This is a genomic window from Nodosilinea sp. FACHB-131, assembly GCF_014695395.1.
Classification (GTDB): Bacteria; Cyanobacteriota; Cyanobacteriia; order Phormidesmidales; family Phormidesmidaceae; genus Nodosilinea.
Genome location: NZ_JACJOF010000013.1, coordinates 73,411 through 94,715, shown reverse-complemented (window position 1 = coordinate 94,715; position 21,305 = coordinate 73,411). Strand labels below are relative to the sequence as shown.

Sequence of the window (21,305 nt, the reverse complement as noted above, 5' to 3'; positions counted from 1 at the left end):
AAGTTTTGGCTTTGGGGTAAGGCTCAGCTGGCACGGGCTAGCTCTGGGCCAGTGTGAGTAGTGAGTGAGCCTAAACTCGGCTTCTAATTGACGGGAGCCTGGGACGGTAGCTGCCAGTAGCGGTAGCTGGCGTAGGCCATGGTGAGCACTCCAGCGGCGATCGCTGACTCGTCTACTTCAAACTTGGGATGGTGCAGTGGGTAGTTGATAGCGCGATCGGTAAAGCCCACACCCAGGCGAAACATCGTGCCCGGGGCATGCTCTAAATACAGCGAAAAGTCTTCGGCCCCCAGGGATGGCTCGTGGATAATTTGCAGATACTCATTGCCCAAGGCTTCACTGACACAGCGGGCGGTGAGTTCGGTCAGGGTGGGGTCATTGAGCACTGAGGGCACCCCCCGACGATAGTTGATCTCGTACTTGGCTCCGTAGGGCTGGCATACTCCGGCGATAATCCCCTCAATCCACTGGGGCAGGTGGTTGCGGGTGTCGGGATGGAGCGATCGCACCGTACCCAGCAGCTTCACCGTATCGGCAATTACATTGGGGGCGCGCCCGCCCTGAATCTGTCCAATTGTCAGCACAATTGGGTGCAGTGGGTTTTGGGTGCGGCTGATAGCCTGCTGTAGGGTCGTAATCACCTGCGACGCAATCCAGATAGCGTCGATCGCCTCGTGGGGCCGCGCCCCGTGGCCCGACTCCCCCACAATAATAATTTCCAGGTCATCGGCGGCGGCGGTAAGCGCCCCGTAGCGAATGCCAATAGTCCGCGCTGGCACCGTAGGGTAGGCGTGCAGTCCTAAAATAGCTGCGACTCCGGCCATTACCCCGTCCTCAATCATCCAGCGGGCACCCTGGGCGGTTTCTTCAGCGGGCTGAAACAAAAATCGCGTGGTGCCCGGCAGCGGCAGGCCCAGCTGAGCCAGCACCATAGCTGTGCCCAGGCCCACTGTTGTATGCACATCGTGACCGCAGGCATGCATAATGCCTAACTGATTTGAAGCAAAGGGAAGATTAACCCGTTCGGCAATGGGCAGGGCATCCATATCAGCCCGGATCGCCAAAATTCTAGAGTCATCACTGCCCGGCAGCTCAGCCACGACCCCGGTTTTGCCCACCAACTCCTGCACCCGCAGCCCGCAGGATGAAAGCACCCCCGCTACATAGGCTGCGGTCTTATACTCCTGTCCGCTGAGCTCTGGGTGGCTGTGCAGGTGGTGGCGAATCTCAATCAGGCGAGGCGAAATGGCCTCAACAATCGATTTAATCTGGCTCAGCATGGGTTAGCACTGTCGGTAATGGCCACGTTTAGCCTAAAACAGGCCGGCCTTGATGTAACACACCGCACCAACCCGCTAGACTGGTTGCCCACTGACAGCCATATATCCCTGGCGAGCCAGATTCTACTTGTCAGGAGGAGTAAACGGGCCGTCAGGTTGGGAAGGGCCGCCCCCGCCGTTCTCGGAACCGTTGCCAACGCCGTTGCCGTTGCCGTTTCCACCAGCGTTGTTGTTGCCGGGGTCACCGCCTACACCAACACCGACGCCGTTGTTGCCGTTGCCAACGCCATTGCCGTTGCCGTTTCCACCAGCGTTGTTGTTGCCAGGGTCACCGCCTACACCGACACCGACGCCATTATTGCCGTTGCCAACGCCGTTGCCGTTGCCGTTTCCACCAGCGTTGTTGTTGCCAGGGTCACCGCCTACACCGACACCGACGCCATTATTGCCGTTGTTTCTGGGATCGACACCGACACCAAGACCGATGCCGCCTCCGCCAACCCCAATACCTATGCTGCCACCGTTATTACCGAAATCACCCCCGCCGGCGATCGGAGGCTGATTGGCAGTCGGGTCAGGAGCAGGGGTATTACTACCCACCTCAGTCGGGAACTGAGCAGGGGTAGGAGAACCCTCAGACGTAGCTGGAGATGGCAGCAGGGGTTGGCCAGTGACGATCTGACCATTGCTGTCTACGCCAATCAGGGCTGGGTTTAGAGTGATGCTTTCGGAAAAAGGTACCTGCTCTGACAGAGCCTCTAGGGTCTCTTCGCGCACGGCCTCTAGGGCAGGCCCTAGGGGAGACTCAGCATTTGGATTGTCGAGCTCTAGGCCTTCCACCAAGGGGCTGGTCTGATAGAACGTGGGTAGGTCGAACTCAACTACCTGCACCTGATTATTTTGAATCAGGGCCATTTGACCGCCGTAAAGGGCGTATTCGGTGGCGCCACAGTCAGCAACGCCTTCGCTGCAGCTGCTAGTGGTGATGGTCATGGGCCCGGCGGGGTTATTGGTGAGGGCCATCACCAGAGTCAGGTCGCTTTCTGGCACATAGCGCACGACTACAGCTGATCCTTGAATGCCGGTGACGGCGCTGGGAGTTTGAATGTTGGTGCGGCCCTGCCCCGGCGGAATCAGCAGTAGCACGGTGCCGTTGGTAAGTCGAAAATTGCGGGTGTTAGGCACAAACCGAAAGGTAGCTCGCTCCCCGACCCGAGCCAGCGATCCATCGTTGAAGCGCAGGTCAGCCTGGGAGGATGCGGCGGTACGCAGGGCATCCCCAAGGGCTAAAAAGTCTGACATTCTCGCTGCCCGAGCCCGCTGCCCGCGAGGAATAAATTCAACTCGATTGCGCAGAGCTTCGACTTCGGCTCGGGTGAGGGTCACACTGGCCTGGGCTGGCAAACCCGCCAGCACTATTGCTATCAAAGAGGCTAGCCCAGTGATTTGAGTGGCTAGATGTCGGTGGCTCCGACGATAAAATTTACCGACGTTCAGCATGGCATAACCGCAGTAACAGCTTCTTAGGGTCTGAATGCTCTGGGCCAGGCACTGACGCGCCAGGGAGCAGCTATCGACAACACCAGGAATACGACCAATTCAGCCAGTGACAAACAGGGACTCTACGTATTTCTACTAGTCTTGTGATAACAGATCCGTAAGAAAGCTATAAAGTGCCTAATTGAGATTTTACTTCATCTTCACATACACCTTACTTGGCAATTGTAAAAAGTGCTTTACAAGGTGATAGGTGCCAGGGGGTCTATTGTTGGGTCGTGGCCGCCTACTTGGTTAGTGCGCAATACCCACAGGCTGGCTCCGTAGCGAAGACAGAGCTGAGTTATGGCGTCGCTGGCCTTGCGCGGCAGCATGGTGCGCCAGCTTAACAGTCCACGGCCCACAGTCTGAAGCGGAAAATCTGATAGGTTGCTGCCCAAGGATTCTCGCTCGTCAGCCCAATCGGCTCGGGCGCTACCAAAGGGCAGAAGTTTTTGCTGAAGGTGGCGGCGCAGGTTGAGCAACTGCTGAAACTGCTGGGCCTGGTCAGGGTTGTCGGCCTCCCAAGCTTTAAGGGTAGCTCGGTGGGCGATGACGGCAGCCTCCAAGTGAGCGGCGCTGGCGTACATAGCCTGATTTGAGTCTTGGGCGCAGTTGTTGGCGGGGCCGACGTAGGTGACGCCGGTGCCGTCGCCGGTGCGGTAGCGGGCCGTCATGAGCTCTAGCTCGATGCGTAGGTCGTCGAGGGCGGCCCAGGCGGCCCCGTTGAAGTCGAAGGGCTCGGTGTAGGCGGGCAGCTTGATCAAAATGTCAGAAACGGGGCGGGTGCCCAAAAATCCCCACTGGCGATCGCCCATATACTTTGACCAATCGAGGGTGCCCGCTACCAGCCCGCGTGGGTTGTGCGTATAGACCTGGTGATAGTGGATATCGAACTGTAGCTCTTGGGCAAGCGGCTCGCGCACCACAGTGGCAATACCATAGGCAAAATGACCAAAGTAAACCGGACCTCGGGCGGCAGGCTCGCGGTTTTGACCGCCGATGCCGCCGTAGACATGTACCAGCAGGGCCTGGTCATCCTCTTGCCATTCGGCGATCGCTGCCTGCTCAGAAGGGGTTTTAGGATCGATGAGCACCGACTCGGTGGTGCCTTTTTTCTGCACCAGGTTCTCCCACGATTCTCGACGCAGGTACTGCCGTCCTCGACGACCGCTGGCGATGGTGCGATCGGGGCGCAGCTGAAAGAGCCGACGGGGCCGCAGCGCTTGCACCACAAACTCGCCGTCGTGGGCCTGGGCGCCGTGGATGTACCAGCCGGTGGCGTTGAGGGGCGATCGCTCCAGCTCTCGGCTGGTTGATGGCTCGATGCCATCCCCATCGGGCACCACCTGCGGCAGTCGCACGGTTTCTTTCAGTCCGTCAAAGGCCTGAGTGTCAGGGTTGTAGTGGACGACATGGTAGCGATCGATCGCTCCTGCCACCGGGCTCAGAAACTGCACCAGAGCGTAGTAAAGACCAGCGATTTGAATTGGCTCATGGCCAATGGTGATGGCAAGGGCTGCATTCGACAGCGTGCCATCCAATTCTGTAGGCTCCTCAATGCTCACTGGCTCAGGCAGCTTGACAATAATGTCGTCAACGGGGTGAGCCCCGGCTAGAGATTCTAATGGGGTGACCAACCGCCAGTGGTTGAGACGGGTGGGCAAAATCATGCCCTCTCGGTGCGAGGCCTCGGCCTCGGCGCTGAAGTGAATGTCGCGGGTCACGGCCTGGAATCGTTTTTTCAGCCCCGGATTGCACCGCCAGCGCAAGTGTACTCGCTGCCCCAAGTAGTGCTGGTAGGCCGGGGGCGTGTGCAGTAGCTCGAACCAGATGCCCTCTAGCTGGAGGCGATCGCTGGCGTTGGGCAAAATTAGCCGCCCCAGCCAGTCGCCCACCGGGCGGTACTGAGGAGCGGGCAGGGTTTGCTGCACCGGGTAGTAGCTGGGGTGGTTAAAGGGCGCGCTCTGAAACCGGTAATAGCTGCCGGGATTGACCACCTGAATTTTTTGAATATCCAGGTATTGGCGCAGGTCGCCCGCCACAATGTCGAGGGTAAGGTCGAGGGTTTGCTGCAGGTGGCTGCGGCCATCGGGCAAAAAGGCCTGGTCGTCGAGCACGCCGCCGGGCACTTGGTGGCCTACTGGCCCCAGGCTGATGAAGGTAATTTTACCCTTGCGTTTAGCCCGATTCCAGTAGCTCAGGGGGGCGATCGCCCAGCGCCGTGGAAACATAATTGGCCCCAACCGCTCGACCGGGTCGCGGCTGCCCACCAGGTGATAGAGTTGCTCCGCCTCCATCACCCGCCCGTTGCCGCCAATCACCCCAGCCAAAGAAATCACCTCAATCGGGGCTCCTAGGGCCCGCTTAAGAAAGGGCACAATGCCCACGGCAATCTGCCCACCCCCGCTATAGCCAATCAGCGTGAGGGGAATGCCCCCTTGGGCCGGGTAGCCGTTTTCTAGCAGGCTTTCGTAGACCTGCTGGGCTACACCTTGGTTGTAGATCGGGCCAAAGCGCTGGTCGGCCGACACCGCCACAATTAAGATGTTGCGAATATTGATGATCATCCCCACCCAGGGGCCGAGCCGCCGGGTCAGGGTTTCGACCCCGCGCCAAAAGAAGGCTAGGGGACGGTTTTCGGTCAGCGAACGGTTGAGCACCGAGTAGGGAATCAGTCCCTTGACCAGGGTAATGTCGGCGGGGAGACTCTGGTCCAGCTCGTCGAGGTAGCGAGCCACGGTGGGCTGGTAGTCGGCGGTGGCCTGGTTGATGCCGTCGAGGTAGACGATATACCGGCGAGGCAGCTTGGTGGGAGTTCCGTCTATCTTTGGTGTCTGGGGAGAATGGGTCGAAGTCCCGTCGTCGTCGCCATACCAACCCGCCCACCAGCCCAGGGCTTCTAGGGGAGCCAGCATGGCCCCTACCACCAGGGCGATCGCGCCAATCCAGATCAGGTCAGCAAACCAGCGGGCCGGACGACTCTGGCCATACCACTGCGTCATCAACCCTCGCAGGGGTTCTAGGCTGAGGGCAACCACCAGGGCTAGCAGGCCCAGACCGCCGTAGATCCACAGCAGGGTCAACCGCCGCGATCGCCGCTTAAGCAAGGCCCCCGGTAGGGGTTTGGCATCCGTAAGGGCGGGCGGCGCTAGGGCGAGGCCTTCGGGGGCGACCGCCGTGGATGGTCCTAGCCTTAAAGGGTTAGCCGCAATCAGCAGTTTGAGCTGACCACGATCGACCACCAGCTGCACTCCCGCCGCCCAGTTGGCCAGCCAGCGCCCTAGGTTGACAATTGGCTGCCCCACGGTGGTTTGCTGCACTACTACCAGCCCCAGCCAGCCGAGCGCCACATGCCCCGCCGCCTGCCCCACCGGGATTTGGCCCAGCACCGCCAGAGCAAACACCACTGCCAGCAGGCTGAGCAGCGCCAGCAGCCGCAGCAGCGGCACGCCCAGATAGGGCATGGCTCCCAAAAAGCTAAACATCAAAGGCAGATAGCTCAGGGCCAAACTACCCTGCACCACCCGCCAGGGGATGGGTTGATCGAGTAGCCAGCGACTCACCATCCAAATGCTGAGCACCCAAAACAGGTAGCCCGCCACAAACAGCAGGGCCGACAGCACCAGGCTGAGCACAAACCGCAGCGGCTTGACTCGGTTGACGAAGAGCACAATGCCCTGACCCACCGCCTGGGAAAAGCCCGCGACAAACACCAGCCCCAGGACAACGCTGTCGGGCGTCTGGTGAAAGACTTGAAAGGCCTCTGGGTCTAGTCTCAGCACCCCTCCCACTAGCTGCCAAAGGGTGTTGAAGGCAGGGTCAGCCATGGTTGGAACTCGGCAGTCGATTATCCGCTGGAGAGGTTGCGCCAGCGCCCAGAGACGCAGCGGCTCGCTTGAGCGGGGACAGCAATTCTAAAGGCAGGTGGAGCTGATTCAGCCCAGCGGCTTCCTTGGGTTGATGCTTGGCCCTGGGGTTAGGAGGACTGGCTTTCGCTTCTGAGGGGCCGTGGAAGTCACTGCCGCCGGTCATCACTAGGTCGTGATCGCGACAGTAGGTTTCCAAACGCCGGATATCACTGGGGCTGTGGTGGGGGTGGTAGACCTCGACCCCCATCAGCCCGGCCTCCACCAGTTGGGGCAGCAGCGCGTCAACGGTAGAGCCTTTGAATAGGTATGGATGTGCCCACACCGGCACAGCGCCACAGTCCCGCAGCAGCTGAATGCCCTCAGCGGCAGAAAATTTGTCGTACTGCACAAAGACGGGGCCATTGTCCCCTAGCCAGCGATCGAAGGCCTCCCGCTTCGACTCGACGTAGCCCGCTTTGACCAAGGCCGCCGCCAGGTGGGGACGACCAGGCGCCATGTTGCCCGCCATAGCGGGCAGCTCAATGGGATAGCCCAATTCAGCCAGCTTTTCGACCATCTGTTGGGCGCGGCGGCGGCGGCCCTCAATGCGTTCTACGAGGGGTGGCTCCAGGGATTCTCGGTCGGGGTAAAACCCGAGAATATGCAGCGATCGCCCGTTCTCCACCGTGCTCAGCTCTACCCCCGGCACCACCTCTAGATCATTGCCAGCGGCGGCGATCGCCTCATCCCACCCGGCTAGGGTGTCATGGTCGGTAATTGCCAAGGCCTTCACCCCCGCCGCGATCGCCGCTGCTACGAGTTCACCAGGGGATAGAGTGCCGTCAGAAAAGGTGGTATGGCTGTGCAGATCGAGCATTGCAAAGAGGCCGGTTTATTTCCATTGTGCCGTATTTGCCCGCTACGCCGCTGCTGTGGCCTGGTCAATGGCCTTTTCTACCAGGGCTTTTGCCTTCTCATCGAGGGCTAACCAGTTGATTTCACCATCCTCGTCCAGCAAAGCTGGATCCACTGAAACGGGCTGCTGAGGCTGATAGTTATCGAAACACACCTCAAAGCACAGCTCCCAAACGTCTAGGGTGGCCGTACGAGGCTCCTCGGCTGCGGCTTCGCCAGCGCCCTGGGTCAGCCGCAGCTCATAGCCGGGGGCTGGGGTAGGCAGCTGACTGAGCTGTTGGCGAAGGGCTGTTTCTTCCTCTGGAGAGGCCTCAGAGAGCTGAGCGGCTAAATCACGCACCTGCTGGCGCTGCTCAGGGGTGGCATTGCCGGGCCAGCGCAGCTGCTCTAGATAGTCGGTGCGCCAGTCGAGGGTTTCAGTGTGCTTGCGAATATTGTCGACTACGCGAATCAGGCAAGGCTGCATCAACTCAGCCGCTTGGGCTTCATCGGTGGGAGAGGCAAAGGTCAGCATGGCGAAACCTAGGACAGCGTCGGTGCGTCGATTTGGGTTGACCCAGCTGAGATCAATCCCGCCAGTGCAACCGCGTGACAGCATTTTAGCTGACCCCTGCACCCCCCAAAGTTCTCTGCCCCTGCTTCAATAGAAGGCGAGAGAGCGGCTCTGCAGGCCGTCACCCCCGAGGACCTATGCCCCAGCGGCCTTTCCATAGCCCCGGTGCCGGGCTTGAATATCGCTTGCTGATGGCCCTAATCATGGCCAGTGCTGCCCTGGTTACGGTGCTGCTAATTCAGCTATTGCTACCCTGGCTAGTGATTGGCGGGTTAATTGCGGGTGCCCTGTGGTTTTGGCGGCGGCAACGAGCCCGAGAGCGGGCGCTGCACCAGATTTTTTATGCCCAGGTCGCGGCCCATCAGGGGCGCATTAGCGTGCTCGACTTTGCGATCGCTGCCCAGCTCACCGGCAGCGAGGCCCGGCGATTTCTCGACCAGCGCGCCCAAGACTTTTGGGGCGATTTTGAACCCACCCCGTCTGGGGATGTGCTCTACACTTTTCGTCCCACTACTCTGGCCGCCGAGATCGCAACGCTCCAGGTGCTCTCGCTCACCGCTGCCGATCTGGCCCAGCGCTTGGGCTGCACCGAAGCTGAGCTGAGCCAGCCAGCGGTGGCGTTGAATCTGCTAGCCTGGAGCCGCGATCGCGACCCCGACGGCTGCGGCTGGCGATATGATGCCGGGGGCGATCGCTACTGGCCGGTACCGAAGGGGTAGAGGTATAAGGTTTCAGGAACAGCTCTCGCCTCTAAGCTGCGGCCCGAAACCCAAACTCCCCCTCAACCATAAATCTTTGACCAAATCCTTTACAAAATGGCCACCGTTTCTGAGCATGGTAAAGGTCTTTCACCCAAGACTCTTTCGTAATCAACCTTTTCACCACGCACTAGGAACAGGTATCTATGGAACGTACTTTTTTGATGATTAAGCCCGACGGCGTCCAGCGCGGTCTGATCAGCAACATCATTGGCCGGTTTGAAACCAAGGGCTTCACCCTGGTGGGTATGAAGTTTATGGCCGTCTCCCGCGAACTGGCTGAAAAGCACTACGATGTGCACCGCGAGCGCCCCTTCTTCGCCGGCCTGGTCGACTTCATCACCTCTGGTCCTGTGGTGGCGATGGTGTGGGAAGGCGAAGGCGTGATCGCCTCTGCCCGTAAGATCATCGGTGCGACCAAGCCCCTCGAAGCTGAACCCGGCACCATTCGCGGCGACCTGGGCGTCACGGTCGGTCGTAACATCATTCACGGTTCCGACGCGCCCGAAACCGCCCAGGCCGAGATCGCCCTGTGGTTCACCGACAGCGAACTCGTTAGCTGGGAACCCGCCGCCAAGGGCTGGCTCTACGAGTAAGGAGACTTAGGGTTTCTTAGCCAATAGCGACAAACATCACAGCGTTCGTCTCAAGAATGCTTCGATGTTTGTCGCTGGGGTTTTGATGCCTTTTCCTCGACCCTGGTTAAACTAAAACTTTCTTAGTAGTGCCTGCACTCTTAATATTCTAAGCAGCTAATAGTGGCACCCCAAGAGCTTGCAAGTTAATGGTTTCGACATTTTTAGAGTAGTTGTCTAACGTGATAGCAACAACTTTGCCATCTCTGTCATAGTCCAAAATCAAATCATCAGTAACTACATCTGTGTTGGCGATTGGTTTTGTAGTTAGTTCAATAGCAAGAGTGTCTGTCTCTGGGTAGTACTGAATCTTCATTGGGGCTCTTCACCTCGCTGCTGCCGCTTATAGAAGTTGCGATCAAAAAAGGCGTTGTGAACGGTTTCGCCATCCTCTAAAGTAATGACCCTCAAAGTTCGCCCTTCAGCTTCTTCAATATTGCTCCAGTAGGAGAGACGATTGTTCGGCTGCTTTTCTACTTTTATAGGGTTTGCCAAAACATAGCGTATCCATTCTCGCTTAACCTCTGGATGTTTTTGAGATGCAAAATCATCGAAATAGCGAGTGGTTTTAAGCATCGCTAAACGTGATAGGCAATTCTCCAAAGTGCCTAATCGACACCAGGTTTGAGGGGAAATCGGAGGTGCCGGGTCGCTGCACCGCACGCACCTGCCAACCTGCCTGTTGAGCCGCCTCCAGCTCGCCTAGATGGTCAGACAAAAACAGCAATTCCTCAAAGGCAATTCCTAGCGTATTAGCAATTTTTTCGTAGGACGTTGCATCGACTTTGGCTCCAGTGGTGGTGTCAAAATAACCTCGAAAACAAGGGGTGAGGTCGCCCACGATAGTGTGGGCAAACAGTAGTTTTTGCGCTGCGATCGAGCCAGAAGAATAAATATAGAGCGGTGCCCCTCGCCGGTGCCATTCCTGAATGTGAGCGGCGGCATCGTCATAAACGTGGCTGTAGTAGGCCTTGGTGCGATAGCCCTCGTCCCAAATCATGCCCTGCACGGCTTTGAGGGGCGTGACCTTTTGGTCGGCTTTGGCCCAAGCCAAGAGCTGGGCGATGCAGTCTTCTACAGATAGGTTGGCATCGCCAACCTCAGCCCTCACCTGGGCCAAAATGGCCTGCCCCTCGGCGGTGGGGGCCAGCTCAGCCATGAAGGCCTCTAGTCGCTCTGTTGCGTAGGGAAACAGGGTGTTTTTGACAAAGGCGATATCGGTGGTGGTGCCCTCAATATCAAGCACGATCGCCCCTAGGGGTCGTTCTTCAAGCAAAAGCATGGTACTCAGGGTATCCCTTAGCGATGGGGCTGTCGGTGAAATGGGCCACCCAGCCCTCGGGGTTGTTGAACAGGCGAATAGCGGCGAACTGAGGTTCCTCGCCCATGTCGAACCAGTGGGGGGTGTTGGCGGGTACGCCGATGAGGTCGCCAGCGGTGCAGAGGGTGGCGTAAATCTTGTCGCCCAGGTGTAGGTAAAACACCGCCTGCCCCTCTACGAAAAAGCGCACTTCGTCTTCTTTGTGAATGTGCTCATCCAAAAACTTTTGCCGCAGCTCGGTCTTTTGGGGATGCTCTGGGTGCATGCGAATCACATCGGCGGTAACGTAGCCGCTCTCGGCTTTGAGGCGATCGATATCTTTGGCGTAGGCGGTCAGAATGGCTTCGGGATCGGCGGCTGGGGGCAGCGGTGCCTGAGTTTGCCACTGCTCAAAGCGGACGCCCGCGCTGGCTAGAGCAGCGGCGATCGCGTCCGCATCCCGGTACTCATCCAGCAGGGTTGCGCCATCTTGATCGCTAAAAACACGAAGTAGGGTCATAGGGATTAATCCTTGAATCGAGGGTGTCCTGAATGGTGAAGCAAATCGGGGCTAAGCAAATTTTTGATCGAGCAGTATGGCCTGCAGGGCACAGCTCACCAGCACCTCCAATGCCTCAGTGGCCATGCGTGCCTGGGGTACCGTAGCTCCCCAGCTATACAATCCGTGGCCTGCAATAATGTAGCCCACTGGTGCCTGCACCGCCTGTAGCCGGGTTAACACGGTCTGGCTCAGGGCTACCATATCCTGGCTGTTGGCTACGATCGGGATGGCAATCTCTCCATCATGGGTAGTGATGCCCGGCAGTGCTTTGAGCAATTCATAGTTTGTTAATACCAGGCTGTCTCGCCCTCGGCTCAGCAGCCAACGAGAGAGACTAACGCAGTCTATGGAGTGGGTATGCAACACCGCCCCTACCTCTGGGTAGGCCAGGTAGAGACTGGTATGCAACAGCGTCTCGGCCGACGCCCGCTTCCCCGTATTGCAGGGCTGCCCCTGGCTGTCTACCACCATAATGTCGGCGGGGGTGAGCTGTCCCTTATCGCGGCCCGATACAGTAATGGCTACCTGATTCTCGGCCAGCCGAGCCGAGTAATTGCCGCTGGTGGCTGGAGCCCAGCCTTTGCTGGCCAAGAAACCGCCTGCTTCTACTAACGACTGCGCGATCGCCTCAAACTCCATCCTCCAAGCCAGCCCTTACCGATAATTTTGACTCATTACTCTAACACCATTGACCCCATCACTGATGTCGCCTGCCACAGCTAGCCGAGGGGCTGACCACAGGGCTGGTACAGCGATCGCTTCAAGCAGATTGAGCTAGGTACAGTTCAGTACCCTTGGCAACGGGAATTTTGCTGGTATTTGGGCTCCAACACAGCAAAAACTGGGTAATTATTAGGTCATTGCGTATAAGTACGTTATGAAAAAGGTTAATTTTTGGGCATAACTATAACAAGCGCCCACATAATTTCAAGAGGTTGTTCGCATATGTCCACCTGCGCCGTCACCAAACAAACCGTCCTATCGGTGGATGACAGCTTAATTAGCCAGCAGATGATCAAACGCGCCTTGGATAACAGATACCGAGTGCTGCTGGCTGACAATGCGGTGGATGCGCTGACGGTAATTTCCCAAGAGGCGATCGAAGCCCTGCTGCTCGATATCTCAATGCCCGGTATTGATGGGTTTGAGCTCTGTCGCACGGTGCGCAGTCTGCCTCGGTTCAAGAACTTACCAATTGTGATGGTTACGTCTCGCGATACCGAGGCCGACCGTCAAGAAGCTCGCATGGCGGGAGCCTCCGGCTATTTGACCAAACCTTGCGAGCCGGAACGACTCAAAGCCGTCATGGGTAGGCTGCTACCCAACGGCTTAGCCACAAATTGATCTCAGTATCTCAATTCGCCGAACTGCGGCGACGATACGTTTAAGCCTTTCTCAAACTCAGATTTTGAGCACCTTTGCAGTTCAAGTAGAGACTGGGAAAAACTAGGTTTTCTAGTCTCTACTTTTAGGTTCTTTTACTACTTAAGACGGCTGGCTAGCTTTGTAGAGGTGGCTCGAAGGCCGCTAAATCAGTCGATTGAGGGTTTCAAACAGCACATCCTGGGTAAAGCTACCCTTGGTGATATAGGCGTTGGCTCCGGCTTCGGCTCCTCTGCGGCGATCGTCTTCACTGGCTAGGGTCGTCACCAGCACCACGGGGAGTTCGCTGTATTCGCGCTGCTGCCGAATGCGCTGGGTGAGGCCCAGGCCATCTAAATTTGGCATCTGCACATCAGACACGACGGCGTCAAAAGGTCTTGTCTGCAACTTGTTAAAGCCGTCCAGGCCATCCACCGCGGTCACCACTTCGTAGCCCGCCGATTCTAAAATGCGTTTTTCCTGGGTGCGGGTGGCGATCGAGTCTTCCACCAGCAGAATGCATCGGGGGCGGGCTTCGGGCGGAGCCGCAGTGTCGGCCGGGCTAACCTCCGGCAGCGCTAGGGAGCTGCCGTGATGACGTACCGCCGCGATCAAATCTTGGGGGTTGAGCACCATGCAGACATCGCCAGTGCCTAAAATAGTGGCCCCAGCGATGTACCGCACCCGCTTGAGCAGCTGGCTTTGGGGTTTGAGCACCACCTCCTGCTCGTCTAGCAGGGCCTCGACAAAGAGACCCAGGCGATCTGGGCCAGACTGCAGAATGATGCAGGCATGCCGCTGCTGGGGTTGTTCTCCCCGGTCGGAGGTTTGCCACCGTCCGCGCTGCTTAGGTTCAACCCTGGGCAATCTCAACAGATCGGATAGCCACACCACTGAGAGCGGGCGATCGTCGTGCCTGATCGCGTTATGGCCCTCCAGAGTAAAGATCTCGCTGGTCTGCACTAGGCAGGCTGTCTCCACAAACTCAGCGGGCAGGGCAAAGGTTTGACCGCCCGCCGCCACTAGCAGGACGTGGGCAGTGGCCAGGGTAGTGCCCAGCTGAATACAAAGGGTACACCCCTCGCCCGGTTTCGACTGAACGTCGATACTGCCCCTGAGGCGATCGACGTTGGTGCGGACTACATCTAAGCCGACTCCGCGACCCGAGATCTCGGTTACCAGCGTGCGGCTCGAAAACCCAGGGCTAAGAATCAGCCCTTGAATTTGTGCGGCAGTCAGTAACTCTAGTTCTTCTGGACGATACAACCCCCGGCGTACGGCCGCTTGTTTGATCGACTCCAGGTCGAGGCCACGGCCATCGTCGCTCACTTCAATGCTGATGCCAGCCGATGTGCGATAGCCGCGCAGGGTGATGGTTGCAACTTCAGGTTTGCCCTGCCGCAGGCGCTCTGCGGGCGACTCAATGCCATGGTCAATGGCGTTATGAATCATATGCAGCAGCGGGTCTTTCATCTCTTCAAGAATGCGCTTGTCGGCGCGGGTGTCGCCCCCTTCAATTAACAGCTGCACCGCTTTGCCCTCCTGGCGGGCCAGATCGCGCACCAGTCGAGGAAACAAGTTAAAGAGGGTAGATAACGGCAGCAGGCGCAGGGTACGAATGCCCTCCTCCAGGCTGTCGGTGATGGTCTCTAGGCGAGTAGTGTCGGCATGGAGGGCGCTGCTGAGCTGGTGTACGAGAGTGCCGAACTGCTCCAGGTGCTGCTCGGTACGATTCTGAAAATTGTCGAGCTGTTGCCAGACGGGCTTACCCTGCTGGGCATCGTGAAGCAAAAAGCGACTCATTAAAAAGTCGCGGCTCCATTCCTCCCACAGGTTGTTGATGGCGTCGATCTCGGCCAGACGGTGGGCAACACGAATTTTGGTAACAGTAAGCTCACCGCTCTGGGTCATCAGCGCGTCGAGGCTTTGGGTGGGGACGCGGATGGTTTCGATGCGGTAGTTGGTGGCGCTAGTTAGGTCGGGGTCTAAGGAATTGTGGGTGGGTAAGGGGGTGGGTGGGTGAGGGGGTGCAGGAGTAGGGGGTGAGGGTGGGGCAGGTGAGAGGGTGGGGTCAGGGAGATTTAGGAATAATTCTAGGGAGTGATTGGGTAGATCGTGGACTGGGGAAGGGGCACTGGTGGTGTCAGCAGGTTTGGGGCTGGGGGAGGCGCCCATGAGCTCGGCGAGGACGTAAAAGGGGTTGACACCGGTGGGTTCGCCAGTGGTGGCCTCGTGCACTAGCTGCTTCATGGCAGTCAGGCCATGGGAGAGGCGATCGCACAGCTCCGCTGAGAGTGCTGCGTCGCCGCGCAGGAGGTCGCCGAGAATGTGCTCGATGTGGTGGGCGACCTTACCGAGATCGGTGACCCCGAGCATGTTGCCATCGCCCTTGAGGGAATGAGCCTCCCGCATGAGGGCTTCGAGGGTGGCCAAGTCGTCGGGGTGCTTTTCGAGGTGGAGCAGCCCGTTGTCAAGGGCTTGCAGGCGCTCCTCGCTGGCGGTCTTGAAAATGTCGCGCAGTTCGCTGTCGGTAATGTAGCGATCGCTGAGACTAGGCGCGACTACAGAGTCATTGGTTGGTGCCGTATCGGTTTGACTGCTTGACTCCCATGTTTCAAAAAACTGAGCTGGGGCGGCATGGTTGTGGCTGACACCGTTAGTGCTTACAGCGGCGATCGCGCGATCGAAAATAGCATCGTCTACCTCCAGGGCCATCGCTGGCGCCGGTATGGCGGCTTCTGCCCCCATTAGCTTGGCCATCACGTAAAATACCTCCACCTCGGCAGCTTCGCCCGTCACCGCCGCGTGGACGAACTGACGCATAGCCGCTACCCCATGGGCGAGGCGGTCAAACAGATCAGCGCAGAGGGCTTGCTCTCCGCGGCCGATAGCCCCCAAAACATGCTCAATCTGGTGGGCGACCTTACCCAAGTCGGTAACCCCGAGCATGTTGCCATCGCCCTTGAGGGAGTGGGCCTCCCGCATGAGGGCTTCGAGGATGGCCGAGTCGTCGGGGTGCTTTTCGAGGTGGAGCAACCCGTCGTCGAGGGCCTGCAAGCGTTCCTCGCTGGTGGTCTTAAAAATGTCGCGGAGTTCGGTGTCGTCAATCATCATGGCAGAGCGCTTCCCTCCGATGGGGGCGTGGGTTGCAGGGGCAGGTGAGTAGGCATAACCTGTGGAGATGTCTTCTCCCCAGCCCTCGACTTTAATCTCTCAGGAAGGGGAAAGCAGCTTAAATAGCCACCTTGAGCTGTAGGGCGCTCTCGTTGAGCTGATGGGTGCCAACCTTGATTTGAGTAATGCCGTGGGCGGTTTCTTGGGCGCCGGTATTAAGGCTGTTCATGGCGCTCACTACCTGCTGAATGGCAACCGCCTGCTGCTTCACGTTGAGAGAAATCTGCTGGCTGTTGAGCACCACGTTGCTAACCGCCTCGGCTACCCCGGCAAAAGCATCGGCAGTTTCCTCAGCAATCCTGACCCCCTCTTCGACGGTTTTGGTGCCCTCGTCGGTGACCATCACTGTTGAGTTGATAGCGGTTTGAATGTCGGCGACTAGAGCGTTAATCTTCTCAGCCGATTTTTTGCTTTGATCGGCCAGCTTGCGAATTTCGCCAGAGACGACCGCGAAGCCCTTGCCGTGCTCGCCGGCGCGCACTGCTTCGACGGCGGCATTGAGAGCCAGCATGTTGGTTTGGTTGGCCAAGTCGCTGACCAAGCTAGAGATGCCACCAATTTGACTGGTTTGCTCACTCAAACGGAGGATTTGATCGGCGATCGCGTCCACTTTCTCTCTGAGGTCGCCCATTCCGTCGAGGCTACGTTCAACGGCACGGGTGCCACCTTCGGCCAAGGCTAGAGCCTGTTGGGCACCGGCGGCGGCAGCTTCAGCCTGCTCTGCCGACTGCCGTGACGAAGCCCCTAGCTCATCCATAGTGGTGCTGGTTTCGCTGACCGAGGCGGCCTGTTGGCTGCTGCTGCGCTCCTGCTGCTCAATGCTGGTGGCAATTTCGCTGGCTGAGCTAACAATATTGCCTGCCGCCCGGTTCATGATACGTGAGGCCTTAATCACCACCAAGGTGCCAATCAGGGCCGACAGCAACAATGAGAGGGTGACCGCTGTCAGCAGGGTAAATTGCAGCCGCCGTAGAGCGGCCGTCTGGATAGCCTCATCTCTGGCAACAATTTCACCCTCAAGGTCTTCCATGGCAACCAACAAGCTGGCAATCTCGCTGTTTAAAGCGCGCCCGTTGCTTTCTCGCCAAATTTGCACGCCTTTTGAGGTCTGATTTTGATTGACCAAGTCGATCATGCCTTGGTGCACATCAATGAACTCACTAATCAGAGTCGTGAGCTGGGCCAAATTTTGCCGCTGATCTTCGTGGGTGATTTGAATATTTAATTCGTCGACCACAGCCGTGTAGTCTGTTTTGGCTTTATTAAAGTCTAATAGGGAGGTCGGATTTCTCTGTAATAAATAGCCGCGGGTAGCCCGGGCCATAATTTGAACATTGAGGTTGATATGGTCAACCTTTTCATGAACCTCCCAAGCCCGTTTGAGTTCCCCAGAAATAACGACAAGCTGGCGCACATTAGCCACTGCTATGCCCGCAGACACTATAAGCGCGATTACTGGTCCAGAGTAGCCTAGTATAATCCAGTGGCGTAGCTTCCAAAACTTGTGTTTGTTCACGGCATCTCTCCGTAGAGGGGATGAAGAAAAAAGACCAAAAGAATTAGATTTAGGGTTTATATCTAAGGAGTTTTTCATGGTTAGCTAGTTTGAATGATCGACAACAAGATCGCCTGCGGTTAGCAGTTTGGGTAGATCTAGAAGGGTTAGCATGGAGTCGCCATGCTGAGCAAATCCTTTGAGGTATGGATTGTTGCTGGAGTGGACGGCGGTGGGCGTTGCCGCTATCTCTGAAGCATGCAAATAAATCACATCGAAAACATCGTCAATGACAACCCCTGCTACTAAAGAACCGAGCCGCATCACCACCGCTGTTTTAGGTTGGAGAGGGGCTGATGGAACCAAATTTAGAATGTGACGCACATCTACTAGCGTTAAAATTTCACCGCGCAAATTTATGTTTCCTACAATGTGCGCTGGGCAGCAGGGAATGGGAGTAATCTGAGGCACTTCAGCAAATTCGTGCACGCTCTCTAACCCCAGGGCAAAGCGCTCGCCTTCTAAGCCGATAACCGCTAAAGCCGACAGATCTGATGTGCTTTCGTCGGCAATTAGCTGGGTTAATCCAGCGGCTCGGGCCTGGAGCACCTGTTGATCGGCAGGGCTAAACTGCGCCATGAAGCGGTTGGTCTGGACCTCCGTAACCGGCGCTAGGGCAACACTGTGGGAGCCTTGCCCCAGGGCCACTGGGTCTATCAAGATGATGACGGTGTCTCCCTGGCGGGCCAACCCGATAGTTAGTGGGTGCTCCCCATAGCCAAAATAGGGAGTTTCTAGGGCCGTAGTAATGCTGCTAGGGGCGATCGCCTCTACGTTCTGAATCTGGTCTACAACTAAGCCGAGCCGCCGACTGCCGCACTGCACCACAATGACGGCTTGGCTAAGGGTGTTAGACCGCTGGGGATAGCCTAGGCATGCCCTGAGGTTGATGACCGGCAGCAACTGACCGCGTAGGTTCAGCACGCCAGCGACTTCCGGCCCCGATTCGGGTATCGAGATCAGAGCGGGCAGCAAGAACATTTCCTGTACGGCCTCAGCGGCTAGCCCGTAGTGGGCACCGTCTAGCGTGAACAAGAGGTAGGATGTCGGGGTCATCGCGGATTGCCCCTAAGGGGAATAAAGCACGGCCAGATAGAGCGTAGATCCCTCCAGCCGACCCGATTAAGTCTGGGTTAGAGAGAAATCAATGCTTCGGGCTTAGCATTCCCCCATGGAATGAGTTATCCGCAATTCAGAGGAAATGTCTCAGTTCTAGCCATTGCTAGAATGATTAGGATGTTCAATATATTTCTGCAGCGATCGCTATATGCCGTTGTGCTGCACCAGTTTTAGCTGATGGAAGTCGGTATCCTAAGCGCAATAGCGATCGCTATATTTTCAGCGCGCCGCCCATAGTGCACCTGTTGAGCCATCCTACAAAAACTGTGATTTTGCTCTGGCATGGAGACGAGATCAAGCTTGAGATGATTGGCGATCGCTGCCCGCGACCTGCTGCTCGAGATGCGCTTGCCATTGGGCAACGGTGGCATCGCTATGGTCATCTAATACGGTGCTAGGGGGCAGCTTTGCCAAGAGAGTGAGAGCATGCTCACGGGTTGTTTTAGCTTTCTCAGGCTGCTTGGCGCGATCGTAAATGCTAGCTAGGTCAAGATAAGCTTTAACGAAGTCAGGGTCCAGGTAAATGATTTTGCGCAGATGCTCTTTAGCAGTTTCTAGATTATTTTCATCTTCGGCAATTTGGGCCAGTAGATAGTGCATGTCGAGGCTGAGGGGATCGTCGCAGATCACCCGCTGGCAGAGTTGTTTGGCTTGACTGTAGCAGCCAATATTGGCATAGGCACGAGCGGCAATCTGACGCGCGGCGGTGCAGTTCGGATGGGCGAGATAAAGCTGTTTGGCGGCTCGAATGGCACTGGTGTAATCGTCTTGCTGGAGAAATGCAGCCGCCTCTTGCAGGGCTGCTGCCAAGCCGTCATCCAGACTGGGGGGTGCGGTTTTGGGGGTAAGACGAGCTGGCTGTGAACTGGATAAACTCTGCCATTGAGCAGCTGCGATCGACGCAGCGGCCTGGGGTAGGGCGGCCTGAGGTGGTTTTTGATAGACCACTGTCTCAGGAAAGCTAGTGACCAGAAACGGGCTGGTGTTTTGGCCGTAGAGTTCGGTATGGCCGGTGAGCAAATACCCCTGGGGAACTAGGGCGCTGTGAAACCTTTGAATAATTTGACCAATTGCCTGGCGATCGAGATAAATAAATACGTTACGGCACAAAATCAGATCTAGACCGCTTGGCCCCTGCCCCGGACTAGGGCAAGGGTCTTTAAGCAGATTGCCGACCTGAAAGACCACATACTGCCGCAGGCGATCGCAGATTTTGTAGGCCTGGCCAGCGGCCTGAAAATAGGTTTGCCGAAGAGCGGGGGGTGTTTGCCGAAAGGACCAGCTGCTGTAAAGCCCCTGGCGAGCGCTGTGGATGGCGGCGGCGCTGATGTCGGTGCCAATCAGCTGCACATCCCACTGGTGCCACGGCAGGTTGAGCTGGTCGAGGGCGATCGCAATCGAGTATAGCTCTTCTCCAGTTGAGCAGCCGGCGCTCCAAATGCGCAGGCTGGGTTTGGAACCCAAAGGGGCCGCAGCCTGCTTGCGCTGCAAGATTTCGGGCAGGAGGCGATCGCTCAGCAGCCTGAGCTGGTTGCTGTCGCGAAAGAAATAGCTCTCATTGATCGTCAAAATCGAGTACAGCTCTTGCCATTCAGACCGCTGCTGGGGCAGGCTAGGTCGAGCCTTAAAACTATCTAGGGCAAGGGAACCCTGGTCTAAGGCCTTAAGGTAGTCGTGGTAGTCGGTTAAGGTTCTCAGCCCCAACGCTTTAGCCCGCAGCCAAACTTTGTCTGACAGGAGCTGAAAATCTTGGGGACGGACATACAGGCCAGAATGGTCGGCGATGAGATCGCTAATGCGCTTTAGGATCAGATCGTCCATGGCTAGTTGAGGGCGCTAGAGTCAATGGTGATGGCGTCTCTGTCATGGCCGGGATGGGTCAAAATCAGCTGACCCAGGTTGACGCGCCACAGGTTTGTCTTTTTGAAGTTGGCCCCTGCCAGCTGGGCATAGTCGAGGCAAGCCTCAGAAAGGTTGGCCCGAAACAGGTTGGCATTTTCTAACGAGGCATTGCTCAGATCGGCTAGCCGCAGCACCGCTTCGCGCAGATCGGCTTCGGTTAGGTCGGCACCGCTGAGCACCGCTCTAAACAGGTTGGTGCCCACGCAGCTGGCCCGCCTGAGATTGGCTTTGGCCATGTTGGCTCCCATCATGCTGGCGCAGTTCAAGTTGGCTTGACACAGGTTGGCGTTGCACAGGTTGGAGTAATAAAAGGTGGTTCTGACTAGATTGGCCGATTGCAGAATGGCCTCTCGCATATCGACTTCGTAGAAGTTAGACTCGCCCAGGTCGGCATCGTTGAGCAGCGTCTCTTGCATATCTGCTTTGTAAAAGTGTGAGTGGCGCAGATTGGCGTTACTCAGATTAGCGGTGTAAAGGTTGGTTTTATAAAAGTCGACCATGCTGAGGTTGGCCCGCCTTAAGTCAGCCATGCACAGGTCACAGCGATAGAGGGTTGACGACTCAAAGTTGGCCCGAGTGAACACACTTTCTCTTAGGTTGGCTTCGTAAAAATTGGCGTGGCGGAAATCGATGCCAGGCAGGTGCAATTTACCCAAATCTGCTCCCTGGAAGTCTGGTCGAATACTGGGATTGTGAAGTCGCCAAGCGTTCCAGCTCTCCACTCCTTTGTTGAGAATGTCTAAATGTTCCGCATTTGCCATAGATAGGTGCCCTCTAAGTTACGCATGGAGGTCGCTTGACTA

General features: G+C 57.2%; 18 protein-coding genes. 3 read left to right on the top strand and 15 right to left on the bottom strand.

Annotation, left to right across the window (positions count from 1 at the left end; genetic code table 11):
* Positions 1 to 83: 83 nt before the first annotated feature.
* The 5 genes from H6F75_RS08740 to H6F75_RS08720 form a co-directional block, all read right to left on the bottom strand.
* Positions 84 to 1,280, bottom strand: a complete 1,197-nt coding sequence (locus tag H6F75_RS08740) for a M20 family metallopeptidase (RefSeq protein ID WP_190751245.1) — start codon at positions 1,278 to 1,280, stop codon at positions 84 to 86.
* A gap of 123 nt (positions 1,281 to 1,403) precedes the next feature.
* Positions 1,404 to 2,780: a FecR family protein gene (locus tag H6F75_RS08735; protein WP_190751243.1), complete on the bottom strand. Its 1,377-nt coding sequence runs from the start codon at positions 2,778 to 2,780 to the stop codon at positions 1,404 to 1,406.
* A gap of 236 nt (positions 2,781 to 3,016) precedes the next feature.
* A complete protein-coding gene (locus H6F75_RS08730) occupies positions 3,017 to 6,646 on the bottom strand; it encodes a CAAX protease (protein ID WP_190751241.1) in 3,630 nt (1,209 codons plus the stop codon).
* Positions 6,639 to 7,544: a PHP domain-containing protein gene (locus H6F75_RS08725; RefSeq protein WP_190751239.1), complete on the bottom strand. Its 906-nt coding sequence runs from the start codon at positions 7,542 to 7,544 to the stop codon at positions 6,639 to 6,641. Before H6F75_RS08725 ends, H6F75_RS08730 begins: the two co-directional genes overlap by 8 nt.
* Positions 7,545 to 7,586: 42 nt before the next feature.
* Entirely contained in the window at positions 7,587 to 8,180 is a 594-nt protein-coding gene (locus tag H6F75_RS08720; protein ID WP_190751238.1) for a hypothetical protein, read from the bottom strand.
* Between the two features lie 92 nt (positions 8,181 to 8,272).
* On the opposite strand from H6F75_RS08720, the gene H6F75_RS08715 reads away from it, so the two are divergent.
* Both H6F75_RS08715 and ndk read left to right on the top strand, forming a co-directional pair.
* Entirely contained in the window at positions 8,273 to 8,854 is a 582-nt protein-coding gene (locus H6F75_RS08715) for a hypothetical protein (RefSeq protein ID WP_190751235.1), read from the top strand.
* A gap of 185 nt (positions 8,855 to 9,039) precedes the next feature.
* Complete coding sequence (gene ndk, locus H6F75_RS08710; RefSeq protein WP_190522846.1) at positions 9,040 to 9,489, top strand: nucleoside-diphosphate kinase; 450 nt, start codon at positions 9,040 to 9,042, stop codon at positions 9,487 to 9,489.
* Positions 9,490 to 9,637: 148 nt separating this feature from the next.
* On the opposite strand, the gene H6F75_RS08705 is transcribed toward ndk, so the two are convergent.
* Genes H6F75_RS08705 through H6F75_RS08685 form a run of 5 tightly spaced genes read right to left on the bottom strand, consistent with a single transcriptional unit; the run spans position 9,638 to position 12,029 of the window.
* Positions 9,638 to 9,844 (bottom strand): DUF2283 domain-containing protein, encoded by a 207-nt coding sequence (locus tag H6F75_RS08705; protein ID WP_190751233.1) that lies wholly within the window; start codon positions 9,842 to 9,844, stop codon positions 9,638 to 9,640.
* Positions 9,841 to 10,104 (bottom strand): hypothetical protein, encoded by a 264-nt coding sequence (locus H6F75_RS08700; protein ID WP_190751231.1) that lies wholly within the window; start codon positions 10,102 to 10,104, stop codon positions 9,841 to 9,843. The genes H6F75_RS08705 and H6F75_RS08700 overlap by 4 nt, the downstream gene beginning before the upstream one ends.
* A complete protein-coding gene (mtnC, locus tag H6F75_RS08695) occupies positions 10,097 to 10,810 on the bottom strand; it encodes an acireductone synthase (RefSeq protein WP_190751229.1) in 714 nt (237 codons plus the stop codon). The genes H6F75_RS08700 and mtnC overlap by 8 nt, the downstream gene beginning before the upstream one ends.
* Positions 10,797 to 11,348 (bottom strand): cupin domain-containing protein, encoded by a 552-nt coding sequence (locus tag H6F75_RS08690; RefSeq protein ID WP_190751227.1) that lies wholly within the window; start codon positions 11,346 to 11,348, stop codon positions 10,797 to 10,799. The genes mtnC and H6F75_RS08690 overlap by 14 nt, the downstream gene beginning before the upstream one ends.
* A 51-nt stretch (positions 11,349 to 11,399) precedes the next feature.
* Positions 11,400 to 12,029 carry a methylthioribulose 1-phosphate dehydratase gene (locus H6F75_RS08685; RefSeq protein WP_190751225.1) on the bottom strand — a complete coding sequence of 210 codons (630 nt, stop codon included), beginning with the start codon at positions 12,027 to 12,029 and terminating at the stop codon, positions 11,400 to 11,402.
* Between the two features lie 306 nt (positions 12,030 to 12,335).
* On the opposite strand from H6F75_RS08685, the gene H6F75_RS08680 reads away from it, so the two are divergent.
* Complete coding sequence (locus H6F75_RS08680; RefSeq protein WP_190751223.1) at positions 12,336 to 12,734, top strand: response regulator; 399 nt, start codon at positions 12,336 to 12,338, stop codon at positions 12,732 to 12,734.
* A gap of 183 nt (positions 12,735 to 12,917) precedes the next feature.
* On the opposite strand, the gene H6F75_RS08675 is transcribed toward H6F75_RS08680, so the two are convergent.
* The 5 genes from H6F75_RS08675 to H6F75_RS08655 all read right to left on the bottom strand — a co-directional run bounded on the left by H6F75_RS08675 (position 12,918) and on the right by H6F75_RS08655 (position 21,263).
* Complete coding sequence (locus H6F75_RS08675; RefSeq protein ID WP_190751221.1) at positions 12,918 to 15,866, bottom strand: hybrid sensor histidine kinase/response regulator; 2,949 nt, start codon at positions 15,864 to 15,866, stop codon at positions 12,918 to 12,920.
* Positions 15,867 to 15,984: 118 nt separating this feature from the next.
* Positions 15,985 to 17,349 carry a methyl-accepting chemotaxis protein gene (locus H6F75_RS08670; protein ID WP_347710627.1) on the bottom strand — a complete coding sequence of 455 codons (1,365 nt, stop codon included), beginning with the start codon at positions 17,347 to 17,349 and terminating at the stop codon, positions 15,985 to 15,987.
* Positions 17,350 to 17,526: 177 nt separating this feature from the next.
* Positions 17,527 to 18,537, bottom strand: a complete 1,011-nt coding sequence (locus H6F75_RS08665) for a chemotaxis protein CheW (protein ID WP_190751217.1) — start codon at positions 18,535 to 18,537, stop codon at positions 17,527 to 17,529.
* A gap of 357 nt (positions 18,538 to 18,894) precedes the next feature.
* A complete protein-coding gene (locus tag H6F75_RS08660; protein WP_190751215.1) occupies positions 18,895 to 20,421 on the bottom strand; it encodes a protein-glutamate O-methyltransferase CheR in 1,527 nt (508 codons plus the stop codon).
* Positions 20,422 to 20,423: 2 nt separating this feature from the next.
* Positions 20,424 to 21,263, bottom strand: coding sequence for a pentapeptide repeat-containing protein (locus tag H6F75_RS08655; RefSeq protein WP_190522865.1), 840 nt, complete (start codon positions 21,261 to 21,263; stop codon positions 20,424 to 20,426).
* Positions 21,264 to 21,305: the final 42 nt, after the last annotated feature.